At 37.3% G+C, this 19,347-nt stretch carries 14 protein-coding genes; 3 read left to right on the top strand and 11 right to left on the bottom strand.

Annotated elements, in window-relative coordinates; all coding sequences use genetic code 11:
* Window positions 1-133 precede the first annotated feature (133 nt).
* The gene (locus BLP44_RS04885) at window positions 134-2,467 is read left to right on the top strand and encodes a TonB-dependent receptor (RefSeq protein ID WP_091131340.1); all 2,334 of its coding nucleotides are present in this window, start codon (window positions 134-136) and stop codon (window positions 2,465-2,467) included.
* 50 nt (window positions 2,468-2,517) lie between these two features.
* Here the strand turns inward: BLP44_RS04885 and BLP44_RS04880 are convergent, their stop codons facing one another.
* Genes BLP44_RS04880 through BLP44_RS04845 form a run of 8 tightly spaced genes read right to left on the bottom strand, consistent with a single transcriptional unit; the run spans window position 2,518 to window position 13,400 of the window.
* Window positions 2,518-3,906 carry an AMP-binding protein gene (locus BLP44_RS04880; RefSeq protein WP_091130056.1) on the bottom strand — a complete coding sequence of 463 codons (1,389 nt, stop codon included), beginning with the start codon at window positions 3,904-3,906 and terminating at the stop codon, window positions 2,518-2,520.
* Window positions 3,907-3,919: 13 nt separating this feature from the next.
* Window positions 3,920-4,162, bottom strand: coding sequence for an acyl carrier protein (locus BLP44_RS04875; RefSeq protein WP_091130053.1), 243 nt, complete (start codon window positions 4,160-4,162; stop codon window positions 3,920-3,922).
* Between the two features lie 33 nt (window positions 4,163-4,195).
* Window positions 4,196-5,602 carry an MATE family efflux transporter gene (locus tag BLP44_RS04870; protein WP_091130050.1) on the bottom strand — a complete coding sequence of 469 codons (1,407 nt, stop codon included), beginning with the start codon at window positions 5,600-5,602 and terminating at the stop codon, window positions 4,196-4,198.
* Window positions 5,599-7,434, bottom strand: coding sequence for an IucA/IucC family protein (locus tag BLP44_RS04865; RefSeq protein ID WP_091130047.1), 1,836 nt, complete (start codon window positions 7,432-7,434; stop codon window positions 5,599-5,601). The genes BLP44_RS04870 and BLP44_RS04865 overlap by 4 nt, the downstream gene beginning before the upstream one ends.
* Window positions 7,435-7,444: 10 nt before the next feature.
* The gene (locus tag BLP44_RS04860; protein WP_091130043.1) at window positions 7,445-8,785 is read right to left on the bottom strand and encodes a lysine N(6)-hydroxylase/L-ornithine N(5)-oxygenase family protein; all 1,341 of its coding nucleotides are present in this window, start codon (window positions 8,783-8,785) and stop codon (window positions 7,445-7,447) included.
* 16 nt (window positions 8,786-8,801) lie between these two features.
* Window positions 8,802-11,243, bottom strand: a complete 2,442-nt coding sequence (locus tag BLP44_RS04855) for a GNAT family N-acetyltransferase (protein WP_091131336.1) — start codon at window positions 11,241-11,243, stop codon at window positions 8,802-8,804.
* The gene (locus BLP44_RS04850; protein ID WP_091130040.1) at window positions 11,221-12,738 is read right to left on the bottom strand and encodes a pyridoxal phosphate-dependent decarboxylase family protein; all 1,518 of its coding nucleotides are present in this window, start codon (window positions 12,736-12,738) and stop codon (window positions 11,221-11,223) included. The genes BLP44_RS04855 and BLP44_RS04850 overlap by 23 nt, the downstream gene beginning before the upstream one ends.
* 29 nt (window positions 12,739-12,767) lie before the next feature.
* Window positions 12,768-13,400, bottom strand: a complete 633-nt coding sequence (locus tag BLP44_RS04845; protein WP_091130036.1) for a nitroreductase family protein — start codon at window positions 13,398-13,400, stop codon at window positions 12,768-12,770.
* Window positions 13,401-13,672: 272 nt separating this feature from the next.
* Between BLP44_RS04845 and BLP44_RS04840 the strand changes: the two genes are divergently transcribed.
* Window positions 13,673-14,785, top strand: a complete 1,113-nt coding sequence (locus BLP44_RS04840) for a Fe(II)-2OG oxygenase family protein (RefSeq protein WP_091130032.1) — start codon at window positions 13,673-13,675, stop codon at window positions 14,783-14,785.
* Window positions 14,786-14,957: 172 nt separating this feature from the next.
* On the opposite strand, the gene BLP44_RS04835 is transcribed toward BLP44_RS04840, so the two are convergent.
* The 3 genes from BLP44_RS04835 to BLP44_RS04825 all read right to left on the bottom strand — a co-directional run bounded on the left by BLP44_RS04835 (window position 14,958) and on the right by BLP44_RS04825 (window position 17,092).
* Window positions 14,958-15,605, bottom strand: coding sequence for a Crp/Fnr family transcriptional regulator (locus tag BLP44_RS04835; protein ID WP_244511672.1), 648 nt, complete (start codon window positions 15,603-15,605; stop codon window positions 14,958-14,960).
* A gap of 22 nt (window positions 15,606-15,627) precedes the next feature.
* The gene (locus BLP44_RS04830) at window positions 15,628-15,933 is read right to left on the bottom strand and encodes a putative quinol monooxygenase (RefSeq protein WP_091130026.1); all 306 of its coding nucleotides are present in this window, start codon (window positions 15,931-15,933) and stop codon (window positions 15,628-15,630) included.
* Window positions 15,934-16,066: 133 nt separating this feature from the next.
* Window positions 16,067-17,092, bottom strand: coding sequence for a Gfo/Idh/MocA family protein (locus BLP44_RS04825; RefSeq protein WP_091130022.1), 1,026 nt, complete (start codon window positions 17,090-17,092; stop codon window positions 16,067-16,069).
* A gap of 746 nt (window positions 17,093-17,838) precedes the next feature.
* Between BLP44_RS04825 and BLP44_RS04815 the strand changes: the two genes are divergently transcribed.
* Window positions 17,839-18,222, top strand: a complete 384-nt coding sequence (locus tag BLP44_RS04815) for a hypothetical protein (RefSeq protein ID WP_091130017.1) — start codon at window positions 17,839-17,841, stop codon at window positions 18,220-18,222.
* Window positions 18,223-19,347: the final 1,125 nt, after the last annotated feature.

Raw genomic sequence — 19,347 nt, 5'->3', positions numbered from 1 at the left:
TTTGATTTCTTAGATATTGAAATAGTTTTATGATTAAGTAAAGTATTTGCTTGTTAAACTAATATTAATTTATATTTTTGCGTCGTTTTTATTTAGAATGAATAAAAACAGTACTAACCAAATTTATAATCAGATGAAATATTTTAGTTTAAAAGCATTACATTTTTTATTTATTTTCAGCTTTTTCTTTATAACAGTTTCTTATGCGCAGCAGCATGGGAAGATTAATGGCAGGATAACCACCTCAGACGGTAAAGCTGCATCAGAAGTAAATATTATTCTTAAAGATTCAAAATACAGTACTTTTACAAATGAAGACGGCTATTTTGAATTAAGCAGAATTAGAGAAAATAATTATACTCTCTTGGTATCCTTAACAGGCTACGAAACTTCTGAACAACAGGTTACTGTAGAGAATGGAAAAACTGCAACAGTAAATGTCGTGCTTAATGTCTCGAACAAAGAATTGGAGGAAGTGGTCATTAATAACAGAAAAAGTTTAATCTCAAAGAAGACTACTTATGTAGCCAGAATGCCACTTAAAAACATTGAAAATCCGCAGGTTTATAATGTTATACATAAAGAACTAATTCAAGAACAAATAGTTATTGATGCGGCTGGTGCGGTAAGAAATGCTCCGGGAGTCGTGCCTTTGAATTATCCGTCAGGGGGATTTGCAGTAATCTTTAGAGGATTTAGTGTGGGGATAAATTCAAGAAACGGTATGGAAACACTTTCGGGAAGATCTTCTGTTGGGATAGCCAATGTTGAAAGGATTGAAGTATTGAAAGGCCCATCCGGTACTTTATTTGGTTCATCAGCTTCTTCTTTTGGCGGTGTTGTCAATCTGGTAACCAAAAAGCCTTTTGAAGCTTCGGCTGCTGAGGTGTCTTATACGGGAGGAAGTTTCAGCACAAACAGGCTTACCGTAGATGTTAATACGCCTTTGACTAAAGATAAAAATGTTCTTTTCAGATTAAATGCGGCTGTAAACAGAGAAAAAAGCTTTTTAGACTACGGATTTAATAATACTTTTTCTTTTACTCCAAGCATTACTTTTAAGGCGAGTGAGAAACTTACCTTTAATATTGATGCAGAATTGTTTAATGTAAACAACACAAGGCCATTGTATCCGGCTGTTACTGCAGCTTCAGGAATTACTAATCCAAGCCAGATCAAACTCAATTATAAAAAATCGCTTGTGCATGATGATGCCGATGCAAAAACGTCGTCAGCAAAAGCATTTGTGCAAGCTGAATATCAAATTTCAGAAAGATGGAAATCGACTACTTTGTTTTCATACGTAAATGAAGATGTGGAGTACAGCTACCAAGTGCTGCCAACATGGACTTCACCGGCTACAGCTACGATTCGCGCTACTCTTTTCGGGCCTATTTCAAGCAATTACACTAATATTCAAGAAAATATCAATGGTGAATTTGCTACAGGAATTTTAAAGCATAAAATTTTAGCAGGTATCAACTACAGATATTACACCGATACATTTTCATCGACGCCAACTCCAGCGGCTGCGTTTAGAACAATCGACGTAACGGCCAATTTTACGCCGGTAAGAAGAAAAGATATTGATGCCGTGTTGCTTGCACCAGTGATTCGCGCAGGACGTGACGAATATACTTTCAGCGGTTACGGTTCTTATGTTTTGGGAGTTTCAGACCGTCTATTTGCTATGGCAAGCCTTCGTTTTGATAATTTTGAAAGAAAAGATAGCGGTACTGTGCCAGGATACAGCCAGAATTCGTTATCTCCAAAGTTGGGACTTGTTTACCAGATTTTGAAGGATCAGATTTCTGTATTTGTAAATTACATGAACGGATTCCAGAATTTAGCGCCTGTTAACCAGCCAGATGGCAGTCAGCTGATTTTAGATCCATTATATGCTAATCAGTATGAAGCGGGTGTAAAAGCGGAACTTTTCAATAAAAAATTGAGCACAACTTTCAGCTATTATAATATTACCAATGATAATGCCGTTATAAGACAGGCAGATCTTGTCTATCAGCAGGATGGAAAACAGGTGAGTAAAGGGGTAGAGTTTGAGTTTATTGCGAATCCTTTCCCTGGGCTGGATATTACAGCGGGATATGCTTATAATGACAACCGAATTGTAAAAACAAGCGATGCCAATAAGGCAATTGAAGGAAATAAGGCGCAAGACGCTCCAGCAAATGTGGTAAACTTCTGGGCATCGTACAAATTCCAAAATGCCTTAAAAGGATTTGGAATCGGAGCAGGCGCCAATTATGTTGACAAGAGTTATATGTCTACAGCAAATACTTTCTATATACCGTCATATGCCATTTTTAACCAGACTGTTTTTTATGAGCAGGCAAACTGGAGAATCGGCCTTAAGCTGAACAATATCACAAATGAAAAATACTGGAGTTCATGGGGAGCACCACAGCCGCCAGCTCACTTTTTAGTAAATTTAGCTTTTAAATTTTAAAGTTAAAATGAATGCATAAACAAAGCCCCTCATTACGAGGGGCTTTATTATTAAACCAGCATTCCAGATTCTAAAGTGCTTTTCAGCAGCGGATAATTGACTTTTCCATTTGCTGTAAGCGGAACATCAGTGATGTGCACCGTTTTGATGGAACTTGAATGCAGATTTAGTTTGGCTTTGAGAACCGTATGAATGAGCTCTCGGGTTAAACTAGGATCTGTATACATAACAGCCAGATATTTATCATTTATTCCAAGACAGATAACGGTCTGTCCTCCCAAAGCATCTTTTAACAGAAGCTCTGTTTCGTCAAGATTGAATCGAACACCGAACAGCTTTACAATCCTTTTGATTCTGCCTACAATAAAGTAATAGCCTTCTTCATCTTTTCTGGCTTTATCGCCAGTATAAAGTTTTTCCTGCTTTTCAAAAAATTTAAGGTCATCTCTTATGTTGGCGTAACCTCCAAATACATTCGGACCGCTGTAAATCAGCTCTGAAGTTTCAGAATCAATCTCAAATTCTCCGTTTTTGACTGGTTTGCCAATGGATGATCCTTTTCTCTGAAGATCTTCTGGCGGTAGATAGGCCATACGTCCGCACGCTTCTGTCTGTCCGTATTGCGCAAAGAATTTTTTGCCGAATTTTTCACTGAAAGATGCAATTGCTTCAATCAATCTGTTGTTCAGCATTCCCCCAGTATGGGTTAAATATCTTAGCGAAGGATGGTCTTTTCTAAAGAATCCGATACTGTACAGCATCTCGTAGAAATAAGGAACTCCTCCTAAAGTTGAAAACCCGTATTTCTTGAAATCTTCCCAAAACTCCTTTTGAAAAGCATCTTTATCTGTACAGACAATCTCTTTTGCTTTGATGCAATTTGTTGTGAAGATAGACAGTCCGTAAACGAAATTTATCGGAACATTCAAAGGCACAACATCTTCACTTTCAATAGGCATATACTCCATAATTGATTTTGCATTTGCGACAAGATTTTCATCCGAAAGCCTCACAAATTTAGGAGAACCAGTAGTTCCTGAAGTGCTTAGAAGGAGCTTAATTTTTTCATGTATCGGATAAAGCATATTGGCATTTCGTTTAAACAGTACAATCGTTTCTGAAGCATTCACAGCAGTGTAGCCTTCAATTGAGCTGCGAGAAGGATCATAGATATAATAAGGCGTATACTTTTGCTCGAGATTTTCCTTGAAATTCTCGAGCATTCCCATGCCTAATAGCGCAACTGTATATCTGCTCTGATAGAAATTTAATAATGTTTCTATGGCAGGAAGCTGATTGTCATTATAAATAAAAACTACAGCACGCAGGTTTTCGATTTCCAGGGACTGATGCATTTCTCCAATAGATTTTGAAATGCCGGTGCCGGAATCTGTAAAGACCAGTTTTTCGTTTTTTCTAATTAAATTATATAGTTCCATATATCATTAGGCTCTAATTGATTTCGTATCCATATTTTTTCAAGATGTCTCTGATTTTAGCTACACTGCCCATCTCTAAAATATCTTCCATTTCGATAGAAATATTATAAGTGCTTTCAAGTTCTTGGACTAGAACCAGATGGCTCATAGAATCCCATTCAGATATGGATTGATATTCTAACTGATCGTTTATTTCTTCAACGGGAATTTCAAAAGCTCTTGCAAATGCACCGTGTAATTGTTCTATTGTATTCATTTTTTATAGTTTTAATTAAATTTATAATTGAGTTTAAACTTTAGTATGTTTCCATCCGCCTTTGCGGAAAACAGTTATGCAGGCGGCTGCCAATACGATTTCTGATATCAGAATGGCCGAGAAAACTCCATTGGATCCCAGTTTGAAAGAAATGCCCAAAGCATAGGCAAGGGGAATCTGAACGATGTAAAACATTAAGATATAAAGCCAAGTAACAGATCTGACTTCTCCTGCGGCATTCAGCGCTCGTGAAATCACCATTGTATAGCCTAAAAGAATATAAGCCATGGAAATGAAATGGATGTATCTCGTGCTGAAAGAAATAACTTCAGGATTATCAGTAAATATCCTGACAACAGGTGAAGCGAGAAATATCCAAGAAATTCCGATTGAAATTAAAAAGACCATATTAAACATTCCTGCTCGCCAGACCGATTTTTCGGCTCTTTCAGGCTGTTTTGCTCCAAGATTCTGGCCTGTTAAAATGCCCGCTGCATTGCCCAAACCCCATGCAGGCATTGTGGCAATAGAAGTTACCCTTTGCGCTAAAATATATCCTGCAAGCGCATTAGATCCAAAATGGGACATAATTTTAATCATGATGACCCAGCTCGAGGCAGGAATTATAAATTGGACGGTTCCTCCAAATGCCAGTTTCACAACTCTTTTGAGGATTTCTTTATTAATTAAAAGTTGCGCTCTTCCAATTCTTAAAATTGTTTTCCCTTGAACGAGATGCCAAGCCTGATGCAGTACTCCGATAATGCGGGCAATTAAAGTAGCCAAACCCACACCAAGAAGACCGTAAGCAGGAATAGGACCAAGTCCGAAAATGAAAACGGGGCATAAAAGAATATTAACCGCATTTGAAAGCCATAGTATTTTCATGGCCGTTGATGCATCTCCTGCACCGCGAAATATTCCGTTGACGACAATGCGGAGAATCAAAAATCCGCTTGATGCGAACATTAAAACACTGTACGAAGCCCCTTGCTGGATCATGGCTGCCGAAAGCCCCATTGCCTGCATTATTTCTGAAGCCCAAATGGAACAAGCAATACTGATAATTGCAGCAATCGGAACGGTTAAATAAATAACCTGCATGGCAGTATTTCCAGCGGCTTTGAACTTTTTCTCGCCAACTCTTCTGGAAATCATGGCCGAAGCTGCGATACCCAAACCGATCGAAACAGAATAGCAGAAGGTTATAAAGGTAGTTGCCGCGCCTGCAATTGAAATGGCATTAGTACCTAATCTGCTGACAAAAAACAGATTGGAACACACAAATAGGGATTCCATTAAAAGTTCGGCAACCATCGGCACAGAAAGCAGAAAAATGGTCTTGTTTATGCTTCCTGACGTAAAATTGCTTTCGCTTCCTGCAAGCGAGCGCCTTAAAAGATTGAAGAAAGAGCGTGTCTTTAAAATTGCTTCTTTCATGCGTTTTCTTTTTCTGTTATTACTTCTTGATTGATAAGCTGATGCAGCGGATTTGGAATAAAACCGCTTTTTTTCATGTGTGGGAAACCAGCTGTTTCTTCATAGCCATTGTACAAACGTCGGCTGTTGAAAATAAGACGTTTAAACTCAGGAATAAACAAATCATACTTGTCAAACATATCCTTCAGTTCAGGATGTTCCAGCTGATATTCGATAACAATATCATGAACGCAACTCCAAAAAGAAATTTCATTATAGCCAGAAGTAGAAATCATCAGATCGCTCAGATATCTGAAGAAAGCATCGAAAACGGCTATTAGTATGGTTAATGGCGCATTCTCAGGATTTGGAGAGGCGTTAAACATATTCTCTATAAATTCCTGAGGCAGTTTTTTCTTCCCTTCTTCATTAATTAAAATGTCACCGGCAAAGTCTTGCAGAGCGATACGTGTTGGAATATAATCTTTTAGAACTAGAATTACGTTTTGTCCATGCGGATCTATGCATAAAGAATGCTGATAATAAATCTGAAGAACGGGTTTTAGATAAGCTCTCATATAGGCTTTCATCCATTGTTCTGTTGAAAGGCCAGATTTTTCAATCAGTTCTTGTACAAGACTTTTTCCATGATCATCGATGTATAAAAGCGCCGCCATTGTCATTAAACTCTCTCCGTGTTTTAAAAAATTGAAAGGGCTCTCACGCCATAAGGCTCCTAAGTATTCGTTATACTGATAAGGAGGATTTTCAATTTTGCTATAATTAGCATGGGAATAAGAAGCCGTAACCATTTCACCCAATAGAATTACATCCATCTTTTGTAAATGCTCGTCTTTTTTTAGAATATCTTTTAAATACGAAGTCAGCCGTGGTGCAATAAATAATTGTTTTGGACATAAACCTCTAATATGGCTTGTATTTAAAATCGATATAGAAGTTTTGACATAATGTTTTTTTGGGCTGCTTTGATTGAAAAATGTGCGAATGCTTTGCTGCGGACTATAAATGTCTTCTGTTTCTTCTAAGGCAATGAGATCTTTAGATGCTATATCGCTTGCAAACTGCATCACCAATTTATTCTGCCACTGCCATAAGTGAACCGGGATAAAAATATAATCATCATGGTTTACACCAAACTGTGTCAGTTTATTTTGAAAAGTTTTTATTTTTTCAGAACCAATCTCATTTTCATAAAACTTTTGTCCGTCCATTTCTGGCTGGAGATGCAGCACAGCTCTTTTTTTGTTGGCTGCAACCCATATAAGTTTTGTTTTTTGGCCCGATTCGGGAGTGTAATTTCCATAATCTTGAGTATCAAAACCTATTCGGCCCTTATTTACAATTACCCACGGATGTCCGTCAAGACTGTGTTCAATAGTCTGAAAATCTGCATCAGCCAATTTAGCGGCAGATAAACGGCGTTTCGAATGGATAAAAGCATCGGCATATAAAGTGTGAAGCAATTCTTCGATATAATGGGCGAGTGTAAAAGAATTAATCTGAAAAGTCTGCTGCATTTCCATGAAAAAGCTAGGTACATCAACATGGTCTAGCTGTATTTCATTTTCAACTTTAACTATGCTTTCTTTTACGATATGCCAGTAGTTTAAAAATCTGGGATATCCAGTAAAACGATAATAAATATTCTCGCTGTCTGTCTGCAATGCAAAGTGTGTCAAACCATCTATTTCAGTTCCTATTTTTTCTGGTTTTGCCACATCTTCACGCATCAGTTCTGAAATGCTTTTAGCAAGAAGATTTCGATTCACTTTATTCCATACGGAAGGGTGCAGGTGTTTTGTCTCCTTAAATGTGTTTTCTGAAAGTATCATACTTATCGAATTATTCGTTTATCAATTCCAAAACAGTAGATTTTGGATGTTCCAGTTCCATTTTTTGTACGCCAAATTCTTGAAAAGCAATGCGCCTTTCAATTTTATAAATTTCTCGCCCAGCCAGCTGATTAATAATGCATGAGTTTCTATAGGCACCCATTCCTAGGTCAGGAGTAGAGAGTCCATGAGTGTGCAGTTCAGCATTTTGGACGAAAATTTCAGTTCCGTTTTTATCAATGGTATAGTTGCGGTTTACATTAAATAATCCATTTTCTAAACGTTGGATTCTGTTTTCAATAGACGAAAGAATTGCAGGCTCTTTGTATTTGTAACCTGTAGCCATAACAAGATAATCGGTGCGATCATCAAATGGCTCTTCCAATTCGGTATGAATAAAATCTAGATGGTACGAACCGTCTTTTTCTTCGTTTACTGAAGTAAGTTTTAGATTTGATCGCAGCTCGACATTTAAAGGTTTGCCTTCCAGACTCATTTCATAAAGACTGTCAAAAATTTCATTAATCAACTCCTGATCAATTCCTTTGTAAAGGCCATGTTGTTTAGATAATAGCTGTTTGCGTTTTTCGTGCGAAAGGCTATAAAAATGATCTACATATTCCGGAGAAGTCAATTCTAAAGTCAGTTTTGATTTATTATCCAACGGGAAAAAGTGTGAAGAACGCGTATACCATTTTAGCTGCAATCCATTCTGAGTTTCCGGGAGAAGATCGCGAAAAACTTCGGCAGCACTTTGTCCGGAACCAATGATGGTTATGGTTGAATTCTCACTTACTTGTGGTTTGAAATACAAATATTTTGAAGTGTGAATTACGTTATGAAGCGCTTCCTGATTTATAAATTCAGGAACATGCGGTGAAGTTCCTGTACCCAAAACAATTTTATGGGAATAAAAAGCTTCAGAGGTATTCGTCTTCGTGTTAAGAACTACGATTTTATAGACATCGTCAGCATAATCAATAGATACAACTTTATGAGAAAACCTGCAATTCGATAGTTTAGACGCAACCCATTGGCAGTATTGATTATATTCTTTTCTATATATAAAAAAGTTTTCACGTATATAAAATCGGTACAAACGCCCGCTTTCTTTTATATAATTTAAAAAACTATATGGGTTTGACGGATCTGCCATAGTCACCAAATCTGCTAAAAACGGAACTTGAAGAGAGGCGTTGTCGAGCATAAGACCGGGATGCCAGTCAAAACGTTCTGACTGGTCAAAAAATAAGGATGATAACTCTTCAACAGGTTCAATAAGAGCAGCAAGGCCAAGGTTAAAAGGTCCAATACCGATGCCAATTACGGAATATATTTTTTCTGTATTCATGGAAATATTTTTATGGTTAGACTTGAGCAGTTGAAACTTCATTGTTTTGAAAATCTTTGGCAGTAGGGAATTTTGCCCAATACCATTCTCTGTAACAGAAGTTTAGATTAGCTTTTTTATGCGGCATTTCAATCACTTTTTCGATTTTAAATCCAACATGGGCTTTGTTCATCATCGAAGCGATGGAATCAACAGATCCTTCTCCGACCATTTTGCCTACTTTTGATTCCGATAAAACAAAATCCATCATCGATTGCGTTGCTGGAGAGCCATATTTTAGCTTAGGATCGGTTGGCGCTATAAATTGGTGGGTTCCATAATCAGAAGGGAGAACGTCGTAATAATTTCCAACAATGTCTCGGCTTGCCCAGTATATTTCAATATTAAAAGTCGGAACGCCATTTGCTTCGCCTATAAAGCTGTGCGAATGATCTCCAGGCAATAGCATTCTGTAATAGGCTTCCAATTCGCGAAGCGGCCAGTTCATCTGCCAGATTTTCAAAGCATGTTCACGATGAAACCATTCGTGCAGCATTTCCAAATCTTTATCAATGTCTATCGGACGCAATGTTATGGTTACATTTTCTTTTTCGAAAAAGCGCTTAAATACAATCCCATTTTCTCTAGGATTTATAAGTTTTTTTGAGAAAAAATGTTTGTTAAGCGGATTTGGAAATAATTTGTAAACAGCAGGATTTGTTCTTGGAGCGCTTGCCTCATCCATATTGTTTAGGCTGGTCAGCAGATTTCCTTTCACCACTAATTTCACACTATTGGTAAAGTGCGAAATCATGCCTGTAGCATCTTGGTTTTCTTCTTTTTTTAAAGCTTGATAAAGAAGTTCAAGCAGTGCCATTTCATCAGCCAGTTTGTTACTGCCTAAGATGCTTATTATTCCAAATAGATGATTAATAAGAAGATAATATCCCCAAAAATCAATAATTCGCTTCTCTGCAATAAAAGATCTGCTTTCTTCTCCAAAATTCGGAATCAATTTCTCCAGTTCTGGAACTTTCCCTTGTCTGAAAAAGTAACCCTGATTATCTCTAAAGTATAGTTTTGATGGAAAAAGATTTTGATCAAATTCTACCAGTATATTCTGCTGATGAAATTCTGAGCCAAAACCATATTTATTGAAGATCCCTGCCAAAGGCGTAATCGAAATATTCAAATATTGCTTGAACCAAGAAATAGCGGTTTCTTGCGGAGAAGCATTCGTTCTTCTCGCAGCCTCATTGATTATATTATGCATTCTCGCAGGTTCGCCCAGAAATCCTTCTTGACTGAGAGAAGCTGCCATAGAAACATTTTTTGAAGCAAGCGTTCCGTTAAAAGGATTTTCGCGAATGCTCGTGCTGAAACCGTCAATAATTTGATCGTTAAAAGTTACAGCAATAAAAGCAGGGTCTGTAATGAGCTGAATTTGAGGGTACTCTTTCTGAATATTTTTTCCCCAATCCGTTTTCATAAGTCTGGCTGCATCATAACCACGATTTAACTCATGCATGTAATTCACACGGAAAGAGTTAGTAATTTTCACATGCAATGAGAATTTATACATCCACTTGCTTTGAGCATTGTAAACTGTTCGAACAGATGAAGTTGCAGTATAATCTGGTCCAAGTTGTCCTAGATCAAAAAGCAATTTTTTAGCTTCCATTTCTTTCACTTCTGGAAGTTGCAATAAATAGGAGGCTTCCCATGGATGCGTAGGAACTACTTTAAAGTCAGGATATAAAGTTAGAAGCTCTTCGGCATTTTTACTGTTATATTTTAATATCTCTTTTTTAAGATAATCTGTTGGAAGCTCATCTGCAGCACTTTTTTCAATTACATTTTCAGGATGAATAAGAAAAAAATGCAATAGAAAATTTCCTCTGGTTTCTGGAGAATATTGAAGCAATTCTTCTTTGCTAAAACCTTCCCTGCTTTTTGGCAACGGGTGTACACTGTGTCCTAAAATTAAAGACTGTTCAGCCTCTATAAAGCTCATTTTCGGACTATTAGAATTGAAGCCATTCTCTTTATGATGCTCCAGATATAAGGCCAAATTATCAACACTGTTTTTCATACGTTCCTGTGTTGGACCCGCATCTGCATCGGGATATTCATCTTTAGAATAAATAGCCGCAAACTCGGTGAATTCCATTGGATTTATTTCTCTAAATGTATCTGCAGCAAGATCACGAGATACAACTGGAAAAAGAAATGAATGAACTCCACTTTCTGAGAAGTAAGCTAACGGAGCAAAAACTTCCTGTCCAATTAATGCAAAATCAAATCTCAAAAACGAAGCATGATTAATGGTTTGCATGAAATCAGCTAGAGCTGGATCATATTTAGGGATTCCTTCATAACGGCTCCAGTTGCTAAATTCTCTGCAATAGCAATTAAGCAGAGACTTAAAGTTTACTTGTTCGGCAAGCTGCTTATAATTAGTTAAGTCTGTGGTATCCATTTCCTTTTTGTTTGATTTGGTTAAGAATGTTTTGTATATCATTTACGGTGGTGAGCGGATTGAAAATGGTAAACTTCAAAAAGAATTCACCATTCACTTTTGTACTGGCTACTAATACATCTCCGGTGAAAAAAAGCTTTTCTTTGATGTATTTATTGACTTCACATGAGTTGGATTCAGCAGGACCGTCCAGATAGCGGAACACTAAAACGCCCATATCAGAGTGGCATAAAAGCTCGAAGTTTTGATCAGATTCAATCAAAGCTGCAGCTTGCTGTGCGGTATCAATAATCGTATCGGTATATTGTCCCAGTTTTTCCCTGCCCAGATAACGAAGCGTAAACCACAATTTTAGAGCATCAAAACGGCGCGTACTTTGGATGATTGATTTATTGATTTGTGCTGGAAGCGCATCATAATCCTGTTCTTTCGGATTTAAATAATCGGCGTGATGCTTGATAATATTTAAATGCAGTTTGTTTTTTACGATGAATGCGCTGCTGCTAATTGGCTGGAAGAATGATTTATGATAATCAACCGTTACAGAATCAGCCAGTTCAATTCCTTTTAAAAGATGTCTGTGATTATCGGTTAAAAGAAGTCCGCAGCCATAAGCGGCATCTACATGAAGCCATATATTGTAGCGTTTTGCTATAGCAGCAATCGGCTGAAGCGGATCAATATTTCCAAAATCTGTTGTGCCTGCAGTGGCAGTTATGGCAATCGGAATATTTCCTTTTTGAATTTCTGAAGCAATTGCACTTTCTAATTTTTCAGGATCCATTCGATATCTTTCATCAACACCAACGTGAACGACCGCTTGTTCGCCCAATCCTAAAATCCACGAATTTTTATGGTTGCTAAAATGCGCTTTATCCGAAACAAAAACTCTAAATTTTGAAGCATCGGCAGGAAGTCCATCAAGTTTGATATTCCATTTCTGATATTCCAAAGCGTAATAATCTCTCGCCAGAAGCAGTCCCATCAAGTTGCTTTGCGAACCTCCGGCAGTAAAAATTCCGTCCCCATCTTGGTAGCCAATCTGTTCGCTTGTCCAATCGATTAGTTTTCTTTCGATAAAAGTACCTCCAGCGCTTTGGTCATAGGTGTCTTGAGAAGAGTTTATGGCGCTTATTAAAACTTCTGCCGCAAGGGCTGGAATCACAACTGGGCAGTTTAAATGTGCAATGTATTGAGGAAGATGATAAGCTGTAGCGTGATTAACATAAATTTCATCAACTTCATCAAAAAGGCTCTGATAATCTGGAAGCGGTTCATCAAGATCAATTGCCTCAACCATACGTTTCATTTCATCAGGTCTAATGCCCGTGAAAGGTTTAGCGGTGTTTTTTAAAAAACTGCTGACTCTTTCTTGCGCTGATTTTACAGCGGCAGCATATTCTTTATCAGAGTGCTGGCTGAAAATGTCTTTGAAATTTTCCGGTTTAGGAAGCGTGGTTTTAGATTCCTGTGTGGTATTTACCGTATTGTTCATAATTTTAAATTTTATTATTCAGTTAATGATTACTTGAAATAGGAGACTTTTTTGGATAATGGAGTTCTCTTCTTTTTTGAAATTTTTAAATCAGAAGGATAATATCCGAGATAGAGGAGGCCAAGCGATTTTTCATTTTCGGCAAGTCCAAACTGCGAGACATAATCTATGGCAACCTGTTTTGTGCTCCAGTAATTTCCAATGTTATAGGCCGTGCAGGTCAGTGCAATGTTTTGAACTGCAGATGATACCGCGGCAATTTCTTCCCATTCCGGAAGATTGATTTTGGTATTCCTTACCATGATAATGCCGATTAAGCAAGCCGCATTTAGAGGATAGTTTCTAAGATAGTCCAGTTTTTCATCCCTAGCTTCTGCACTTAGCTCAGGATAAGAATCTTTGAAATAATCTGCCATGAAAATGCCGTAGTGTTCCAGATAGCTGTCTTTTAAAACTAGAAATCTCCAAGGTTCGGTCATTTTATGGTTTGGCGCCCAAAGCGCATTGGTCAGAATTTCATCTAACAGCTTATCTGGAATTTCCTTCTTAATAAAATCTCCCGCATAGACACTTCTTCTAGCTCGGATGATTTTTGAAATTTTTTTCTGTCGATGTGCATGTATTGACAGCTTGATTTTATTGTGTTTCGTACTAATATTCATATTTTTTTAAAAAATTATTTAAGAAAATTCTTTTTTTAAAATGTAAAACTAAATATATTTGTAAGTAGATTTTATTTAGAATGAATAAAAACAGTAGAGGCAAATGTAGAAATTAATCTTTATAAAAAAAATAAAACAGTAAAAAAATTATACGAAATTATTTACATTGAAAAAATGTATTTGATCGATATTTTATTTGTATATTGATTGTTTTCAGCAGTTTGTGCTTTTTATTTATCCAAATTTTTATTAACTATAAAAGAAACTAAGAAATGAAATCACAGTCAGTAATTGAAGATGAATTGCCAGTTAGAGAAAATTACGCTTATCAAATTCCTACAAGTCCGCTGATCGTAGAAATTACGCCCCAAGAGAGAAACATTTTATCTAATGTTGGAGATCTTTTAGAGAAGGCATTTCGCTCCTATGAAAACCCAGATTACATAGCGGCGCTTCATCTTTATTCTTACCAGCTGCTGCCTGAAAGAATAGCTAGGATTTTAAGCCAATTTGGAACAGACTTTTCAGCAGACCAATATGGTGCTATAGTATTTAAGGGGCTTTTGGAAGTGGATCAGGAACTTTTAGGGCCAACACCGGCGAACTGGCAGAGTGCAGATTATTCAAAACTTAATAAATATGGTTTTATCTGTTCACTGCTGCATGGGGCTGTGCCTTCGAAGCCTGTCCAGTATTATGCGCAACGAAAGGGTGGCGGAATACTTCATGCTGTTATTCCAGACGAAAAGATGGCAGCAACACAGACGGGATCAGGTTCAAAAACAGATTTATATGTTCATACAGAAGATGCTTTTCTGCTTCATCAGGCAGATTTTTTGAGCTTTCTGTATTTGCGAAATGAAGAAAGAGTTCCTTCGACGCTCTATTCTGTGAGATCCCACGGTAAAATAAATCCTGTTATGGAAAAGCTTTTTGAGCCGATTTATCAGTGTCCGAAAGATGCTAATTATGATGAAGAAATTAATGATGGTCCGTTAGCTTCAGTTTTATATGGAAATAAGGAATTGCCTTTTATAAGATTTGATGCCGCAGAGCAGATTTTTAACGAAAAGGCTGGACAGACTCCTGAAGCATTGTACAATTTAACGGAATTCTGGAATGAGGCAAAAGAGCTGATAAACAGCGAATATATTCCTGATTCGGGAGATGTTATTTTCGTCAATAATCATTTATGCGCGCATGGAAGGAGTGCTTTTACGGCTGGGCAGAGGGAGGAAAATGGCAAAATTGTGAAATGTGAGAGAAGACAAATGCTTAGAATGATGAGTAAAACAAGCCTAATTCATATGAGAGCCATGACACAAACTAAGAATCCCTATTTTGTGATGGAAGAGCATCTAGGTAAAGTTTTTGATTTAGAATAAAAAATACCGATGACTATTTTTAAAGACATCATTTTTGATGTCTTTTTTTTTGGGAATTAAGCAGCCACGAAGTTCACCAGAAAAATAAAACGATTTTTGGCTACTGTTGAACAGCAAGAATGTGGTTTGTAATAGTTAAAACAAAATTTTAAAGTGACCTAGATCACATCTGTTAACCTATAAGCCGGCTGAGTGTTTCCCTTGTCATCCCCAAGTAGGAAGCCAAAAGTTTTTTGGGTACGCGCTGAATTAAAAGCGGAAATTTTTTTACAAGATTATTATAGCGGGTCTCGGCTGTTTCGGTCAGCAGCGACATGATGCGCTGCTCTAGGGCGATGTATCCGTAGTGTGATTTCACTCTGAAGAAATTTGCCATTTCAGGTATTTCATGACAGAGTTTTTCCCTGTCCTCATGCCGGATGCAGAAAAATTCGGAGTCTTCTATGCAGTCGATGAACATAGTGGCCGGCGTCTTGTTTTGATAGGCCTTGAAATCGCTGGTCCAATATTGTTCCATTGCAAACTGGAGTATATGCTCTTTGCCTTCGCTGTCAATAGCATAGGTTTTTGACAAGCCCTTAATTATCCAGGCTTTATAATGCACCAATTCATCTTTCTGCACGAGAAATTGATGTTTTCGAAGTTTTTTATATACAAAGCATGCCGCTACGGTTTCCCATTCCAGATCGGTTAAGGGGTTGACCTCTTCGATGTGTTTTCTCAGCAGGCTATAGTATTCTTCCATGGTACGTGATGCGATTGTAAAATTAACTGGCCAAATATAATGAAAAAGCCGAAGTATAAATTTCAGCTTTTTCATTTATCTAAGGCATGTTTTAACTTTACCCTGCTATCTTGGTCATTCTATGCAGCGTGAAATCTGCAATCCATCTCGCAGCGCCGCTGGCTTGGAATTTTTTTATAGCCTCACCTTGCATATGGGCTCTCCAATCTTGTTCACTGGCCCAGGTCTCGACAAAAACCAACACTCTGGGATCGTCTTTTGACTGATGCAGTTCATCGCGTATGCATCCTTTTTCCTTCAATGTCTCGGCAACAAGCGTTTCCTGTTCGCGGCGGAGATTTAATTCTTCATTGTTAAGAGCAATTGCTGTTGCAACGATTGTTATCTCTGAAGTCTTTTCCATAATTGTGCTTTTTTCCAACTAATTTCCTCTGCCGATAAAATTCTGGTTTCTACAGGCGTATTCTGGATGGCTTCTAGGTCTCCATCGAGCTGTATTTCAGATTAAAAGGGATGGGATAAGCTTAGTCGGTTGGTTACCCTTGAATGCTGTTAGATATGCTGTCCAATATAAACTGGGTATCTTCAGCTTTTTTTATTACCGATTCGATGGTTTGCCCGTTTCCGTGGAAAATAAGCTCCGCGAAGTTTTCTACCATGTGGACGGTTTGGGCCTTGTCTGTCGGCGAACCGACATATTCAAAATCTTTAGGGGTTGCCATTCCTTTGCGAAGGGTGTAGCCTGCTATATGGTTTTCATCATCAAAGGCAAATCCTTTTGACCAGTCCAGTACAAAATCATCCATAGCTATTAGGCCCTCGGTGCCTAGAAGGTCCAAATCCATAATGCAGACCCCTGCATTGTAGCCGATATCCCAGTTTGAGATTTGATTGTCCTTGAATTCGATCATCCCAGAACCGCGATAAATGGCATTGGTTTGGGGATCACGCTGAATGAAAGTCCTGATATCCGATATTTCGCTTGCGTTGGGCATGTATTCTACTATAGCGCGAGCAACGTACCACCCCATATCGCCGATAGCCCCTAAAGGTTCCAGCTGGGTATTGTATCTGATGTTTGTGCGGTCAAGAAAAGGGAAGAAGAAAGAGGTGTGGACTCCTTGGACAGTTCCAATCTGTGCGGCTGCATTTTCCTGAATTTTTTTGGTTCTCGGATGATGTGTAAAGTGGGTGGCATCCATGAATGCTACTTTGTTTTCCCTGGCAGTGGCAGAGATGCGCTTAAGGGACTCAAAGTCCGCAAAGGGCTTTTCCACCAGTATATGCTTTCCTTCTCTGGCAGCCTGAATTGCAATCTCCTCTTTGGCAGAAGTCGGAACACCTATATAGACGGCGTCGACCTCTGGCGAGGCAATCATTTTTTTCCAGTCATCGTATCTGGAAGCTATTTGATGCTGGTCGGCAAAATTGTTCAGTGTTTCAGTGTTTCTTCCAGAAATTGCAGAAATCGTGGCATTCGATGCCGCATTGATTGCTTGGGCTGTTATATTTGAAATCATGCCGGTACCTACAATACCGATTCTAAGTTGTTTTGTTTGCATTTTTTACTGTTTTTAATTTGATGTAAAATTCAGATTTTGAATTTTTGCAGCAGATGACCTACATCACGAAATTAAAGTGACGTACATCACATTGGGAAGGATGGGTATGGACATTTTGCCGGCTCTATCCATTGATCGACTTGCTCGATTGGCCACTTAAGGGAATAATAAATTTCTCGGCGTTGATTTTTCTTAAGTTGTCGGAGATGTTGAAAGCAGGGTAAAGGAATTTGTGTTGGATGTCTTGGGATCGGCGGAAAACTCTGTTTAGTTTATTAATGATTCTGTATAAGGGACAAGTTTGGAAATAGTTGTATTTTTTATTTTTTCCTTCATTAAATAATTTAGATATCTTCGAAATCCATGGAGCAGAAGCTGCGTACGCATATTGAAAAAATGATTCCCCTACAGATGAAGAATCCCATTTATAAACGGCCATTTTACTGTTCAAAATTCAAAAAGCACCAGTTTTATAATACAGATAAATATTGTGAATAATTATGTGTTTTAACTTAAAAAGTGTTTAATAAATATTTTTTATATTTTTTTGTTGTTTAAAAACGCGTATACTTGTAGTCATTTTGGCTGTTAGTTTTTTATGTAGGATTTTGAATTTTTAATAAAGCAGGCTCAGGCTATTATATGGAATAGAAGCGCCATTCTAGGAGGGCATTCTTACGCTGATTCGCCTCAGTTTTATCAGGCAACGCTATATTATGTTATATCAAATAAACCTTTAAAAAAAAATGAAAAAAATATTGTTTTTAATTTTAATGTTTAATTTCATTAAAGTTTTTTCCCAGACAGCTACTCAAGAACAAATTGCAAAGGCATGGTTTGATGATTATGCGGTCTGCAAATGCATTACTCAAACAAAGTGGATCAATGGGATAAAAAGCGAAGATAAAAGCATTCTCTTTTACAATAAAAAATTAAGCCTAAACCCAAATAATTTTGAAGCTCTGGAATCCTTTATAGATTCATATATAAAAGAAAAAATTAAAGGTAAAGGCATGGCCTTAAAAAGCTGCATTAGTATTAAATATGACGATGATTTTAAAAATTTGGTTTTAAAAATTCTAAAAACCGATACAATTATAAATAGTGCAATTTTTGAATCTCCTAAATAAAGAGAAAAAAGTTTTTTGTAATGATAAGGAATCATAGAAGGGAATATGAAGAAATGTTTTAGAAAGGCTCCAAATATTTTGGAGCCTTGAACATAAGAAATATTAAATATTTCTTATAAGCATTTAGTTGTCTCGCAGTATACTGACAATTAATATGTTTTGGTAGTAATGTTTCGAACCTAAGCTTGTCAATAATTGATTTTGCTGGATTTCCTGTTTTCAAAAATACCTTGTGCCACGATTTTGCCACAAATCTCAGAGTACTGATGTTTATAAAAAACTGATCTAGCTTTTGCACCAAAAAATAGCAGTTCCGCTTTTAAACAAGAAAATAAATGACGCTTTTCTGGTTTCTATTTTTTTTGGGGACGTAGTTTATATAGCCGTATTCATTTAAATCCTTTATGCACCTGTGATAAGTGACGGAACCGGTTATTTTGGCTATTTTTAATCGGTAGGAGGAATTTTTATGCAATCTGATCGGATGATTAGCATCGTCAATTGCATTTAATATTTTTAATATTATTTTTTGGGAGCTTTTTCCCGCTATCCGCTGCAATCTTTTGCGCCGAACGGCGGCGCAGAAGGATTTCCGCTTCTATCGGGGCTAGGGCCCTAGTTTGCATAATTTTCTGAAGTATGATCCTAATTGAGCTGTGATTGCAAAGCTGGCATGCTATGGGGATAAATTGTAATTGAAATGAAAAATTAAAAGAGTATCAATGTGATGGAGAACAACCAAAACAGGCTTGGTATATGTCAGAGCTGTCATATAAGCTGACAAAATGTTTCAAATAATTATCTTTTCTTTGATAAAACTGATATCTATAGAGCGTTATAATTAAATGTGGTAATTAGGATAATGTATGGCACGGATTTTGAACTAACTAAGTGCCTTCAAAATAGTTTGGAGGGTTGAATGTTTAAGTTGACTATTCTGCCTATCGCGACAGGCAGAATGTGATTTATGACATATACTGCAATTTCTGAACCAAAGGGAAAGAAATATTTCGCTAAGATATGAAATATCAGACATAATGTCAAGATTAAAGTTGCTTTCATAACATTTCTATTGTTTGTAAGATTTCCCAGGCTCTGTCTGGTATGTCCGAGCAGGTGTAAAAC

Source organism: Flavobacterium anhuiense (assembly GCF_900101855.1).
GTDB classification, from domain to species: Bacteria; Bacteroidota; Bacteroidia; order Flavobacteriales; family Flavobacteriaceae; genus Flavobacterium; species Flavobacterium anhuiense.
This window is presented reverse-complemented; position numbering and strand designations above follow the sequence as displayed.